At 67.6% G+C, this 2,805-nt stretch carries 4 protein-coding genes; all 4 read right to left on the bottom strand.

Annotated elements, in window-relative coordinates; translation table 11 throughout:
• Positions 1-94: 94 nt before the first annotated feature.
• A complete protein-coding gene (locus tag AOJ26_RS30995) occupies positions 95-571 on the bottom strand; it encodes a MarR family winged helix-turn-helix transcriptional regulator (protein ID WP_053851684.1) in 477 nt (158 codons plus the stop codon).
• 92 nt (positions 572-663) lie between these two features.
• Positions 664-1,461, bottom strand: coding sequence for an AIM24 family protein (locus AOJ26_RS30990; protein ID WP_053851683.1), 798 nt, complete (start codon positions 1,459-1,461; stop codon positions 664-666).
• A complete protein-coding gene (locus AOJ26_RS30985) occupies positions 1,458-2,108 on the bottom strand; it encodes an AIM24 family protein (protein WP_053851682.1) in 651 nt (216 codons plus the stop codon). The genes AOJ26_RS30990 and AOJ26_RS30985 overlap by 4 nt, the downstream gene beginning before the upstream one ends.
• Complete coding sequence (locus tag AOJ26_RS30980) at positions 2,108-2,740, bottom strand: AIM24 family protein (protein ID WP_053851681.1); 633 nt, start codon at positions 2,738-2,740, stop codon at positions 2,108-2,110. The genes AOJ26_RS30985 and AOJ26_RS30980 overlap by 1 nt, the downstream gene beginning before the upstream one ends.
• Between the last annotated feature and the right edge of the window lie 65 nt (positions 2,741-2,805).

The following is a 2,805-nucleotide window of genomic DNA, read 5'->3' as shown; positions in this document are numbered from 1 at the left end:
GCCCGGCACGGCGGCACGCTCACGGTCCGGGACGCGCCGACAGGCGGAGCCCTGTTCGAACTCCGCCTGCCGCTCGCCTAGCCGTGCCCCGGTGTCAGGGGCGTCCCCGCTGCCCCCGCAGATGCTCCGCGATCGGCTTCAGGGCCTTGTCCAGCTCCGTCAGGGACTCGGGCGGTACGAGGTCGATGAAGTGCCTCCGCACGGACGCCACGTGATGCGGCGCGACCTTCTTCATCGTCTCCATGCCGTGCTCGGTCAGGACCGCGTACAGGCCGCGGCGGTCCGACTCGCAGTTCTCGCGCCGGACCAGGTCCGCGTTCTCCATGCGGGTGATCTGGTGCGAGAGCCGGCTCTTGGACTGGAGGGTGGCGGCCGCGAGGTCGCTCATCCGCATCCGTACGCCCTCCGACTCGGAGAGATTGACCAGGATCTCGTAGTCGTTCATCGTCAGGCCGAACGGCTGCAGGTCCCTTTCGAGCTGATACGTCAACAGCCTGTTGACCTCCAGGTGGGTGCGCCAGGCGCACTGCTCCGCATCGGTCAGCCAGCGCGTGGCCGTCTCGGTCTCCATGAATGAAGTCTACCTAAAAGGTTGAAAGGCGAACTAATGAGGGTGGTGTGACTGTGCGCACGCGTTCGATGTCACACTCCGCAGACTACCGCTCACAGCCCGAAGCGACGCTGGAGGTCCCCGAGCTGTCCGGGAAGGCGCGGTGCCCCCGGCTGCTGCGGCTGCCCCGAGGGTGCCCCGTAGCCGCCGGGCACTCCGGGCTCGGACGGGACCATGCCCGTGGCCTGCTCGGCCATCAGAACCTCGGTCGACTGGAGCAGTACGGTCCCGGCCCCCACGAACTCGAACTGGTGCTCCTCGCCGGAGGCCCCGCCGAGGCCCGTCATCGCACGTAGACCGCCCATCAGACCGGTCATGTACCCGTGGTCGTAGTGGTGGCAGGGGGAGGGGCAGTCGGCCCAGCCCACAAGCGCTTGCGGGTCCACCCGGATCGGGGGCTCCATGAACACCACCGGACCGTTGGAGGCGGCCACGAACTTTCCGGTTCCGATGAGGGTGAGGAAGCCGGGCACGATCGACTGCTTCAGCGCGAGACTTGGCTGAAAAGCAAGCAGATTGCCAGAGCGAATGGTCAGGTTGCCGTCTTCGAGGTCGTACGAGTTGACGTCGAAGGCCCGGTCGGCGAGGAGCATCTTGCCCGAGCCCTGCGCCACGACCCAGTCGCTCGCGTGCAGAGGCGAATGGAACGACGTACGGACGAGACCGTCGAGGCGGCCGTGTCCGATGCCGTTGAAATCCATCTGCCCGTAGTAGGCGATCATCTTCCCCTTCTGCAGGAACCACTGGCTCCCCTTGAGCTCCACGCAGAAGGTGTAGTTGTTGACGTTGTCGTCCGACGGCAGCGTCATCGGGTCGTACACGGTGGGGCCCGCGCCCGGGTAGTGGCTCACAGCTTCTCCTCCGAGGCCTGGACGTACACCACGCCGTTCCCGCTGAGCTCCAGCTGGAAGGCCTCGCCGGAGCCGCGGCCCACCATGTCGCGCCAGCCGAGCGCCGTCGACAGCTTGTTGCGGACGTCGCCGTAGTGGGCGACGTAGGCCTGCGGGTCCACGTGGACCGGGCGCTGCGGGGTGATCGGGACCTCGAAGACCCCGCCGTGGGCCATGACGGCCACCGAGCCGTGGCCCTTCAGCGTGGTCGTGAAGAGGCCCTGGCCGCTGATCTGGCCGCGCACCATGCCCATCACGCCTCCCTGCGAGCCCATGAACATGGTGCCCTGCTGGAGGGTGCCCTCGAAGGCGAGCAGCCGGTCCGCCTCGACGTACAGGGTGTCGCCGGAGAGGTTGACGACGGTGACGTGGTGGCCGCCGTGTCCGAAGAGCACGGTGCCGCTGCCCTCCACCGTCATCAGGGGCGTGTCCTCGTTGGCCACGCGGCGGCCGATCATCGACATGACCCCGCCCTGGCCGCCCTGCATGTTCGGGGTGAAGGACACCTCGCCCTTGTACGCCAGCATCGCGCCTCGCTGGCTGAACAGGCGCTGGCCGGGGAGTACGGTCGCCTCGACCATCTTGGAGTTGATCTCGCGGAACGGCATCACACATCCCCCGCGATCGTGTTGCGCTCGCTGGGCTGGACGTACACCAGGCCGTCGCCCTCGAAGCGGATCTGGAAGGCCTCGCCGCCGCCCTCGCCCATGAAGGTGCGGAAGGTCACACCGGACTGGAACGACTGGTTGAGGTTCCCCTGATGGGCGATGTAGGCGCCCGGGTCGACGGTGAGGGGGTACTGGCGGCTCACGCGGAGGACGACCGCCGGCCCGTCCGACATGATCGCCGCCTGGCCGTGGCCCTCCACGGTCGTGGTGAAGAGTCCGTTGCCCTGCGAGGCGCCGCGCATGCCGGTGAAACTGGTTCCGGTGCGCAGGCCCGCGTCGGTCGCGAGCAGGTTGCTCGACTCCACGTACAGCTTGTCCCCCTGGAGACTGACGAGGTTGATCTCCGAGGCCCGGTCCGCGAACCAGCACGTCCCGTGCCCCGACACCTCCATCACGGTCATCTGCTCGCCGGTGATGCGCCGGGTGACCATGCCCCGGATCCCCTCACCGCCGCCGCTGAGCTTTTTGAACTGCATCTGTCCGTCGTACGCGACCATGGAGCCGTTCTTCGCCTTCACGGCGTCCCCGGTCATGTCGACGGCGAGCACCTTGCTGCCTTGAAGTCGAAACATCGCCACGAGGTGAAGGTATCTGGCGGAGGGTGTCTGGGGACAGAGGCTTGGTGGGTGTCCGCGGG

The sequence above is a fragment of the Streptomyces sp. NRRL B-24085 genome (assembly GCF_001282115.1).
In the GTDB taxonomy this organism is placed as follows: Bacteria; Actinomycetota; Actinomycetes; order Streptomycetales; family Streptomycetaceae; genus Streptomyces.
The sequence above is the reverse complement of the archived record's forward strand: the minus strand, read 5'-3'. Positions and strand labels throughout refer to the sequence as shown.

Excerpts from the sequence above, each read along its gene's own strand:
- AOJ26_RS30995 (WP_053851684.1), bottom strand. The coding sequence starts at position 571 with ATGGAGACCGAGACGGCCACGCGCTGGCTGACCGATGCGGAGCAGTGC.
- AOJ26_RS30980 (WP_053851681.1), bottom strand. The coding sequence starts at position 2,740 with ATGTTTCGACTTCAAGGCAGCAAGGTGCTCGCCGTCGACATGACCGGG.
- AOJ26_RS30985 (WP_053851682.1), bottom strand. The coding sequence starts at position 2,108 with ATGCCGTTCCGCGAGATCAACTCCAAGATGGTCGAGGCGACCGTACTC.